Origin of the sequence: Lyngbya aestuarii BL J, assembly GCF_000478195.2 — a bacterium.
GTDB lineage: Bacteria > Cyanobacteriota > Cyanobacteriia > Cyanobacteriales > Microcoleaceae > Capilliphycus > Capilliphycus aestuarii.
Map to the genome: position 1 here is coordinate 1 of NZ_AUZM01000341.1, position 538 is coordinate 538.

The window sequence follows — 538 nt, forward strand, 5'->3', positions numbered from 1 at the left end:
TTATCTGATCACCAGTGAAAATCGTATTGTGCGTTTTGCGGTTGATGAAGTCAAGCTTCAAAATGAGGAGGCTACAGGCAATCGTTTATTTAAACTCAATACGGGAGAAAAAATTATTGGGGTTCGTGATCCGTTATTGCTTCATCATCCTTAGGAACTAATTATTGGGTTGAATTGGGTTAACTAAGTATAGAACTGATGGCTCAGGTTGTCTTAGAAAATATTTATCAAACGTTTTCGTCTTCTATTCGAGTTCAAGCAAACCGTTATCGTCTCGAATCGGATGATCATGAACAGGTTTCGACTTCTGAGGGGTTAATGTCTTCTGGGGCAGTTCTCCGACGGATTAACCTGACGATCAATGATGGCGAATTTATGGTATTAGTCGGGCCGTCTGGGTGTGGGAAAAGTACGTTATTACGGTTAATTGCCGGGTTAGAATCGCTCACGGGTGGCAATATTTGGATTGGGGAAACTTTGGTGAATGGTTTACCCCCAAAAGCCCGAGATATTGCGATGGTTTTTCAAAATTATGCTC

The 538-nt window shown here is 41.4% G+C and carries 1 protein-coding gene; it reads left to right on the forward strand.

All coding sequences use genetic code 11. The features are described 5' to 3' along the window. Positions 1 to 198 precede the first annotated feature (198 nt). A partial coding sequence (locus M595_RS28440) for an ATP-binding cassette domain-containing protein (RefSeq protein WP_023069468.1) occupies positions 199 to 538 on the forward strand: 340 nt, incomplete at its 3' end.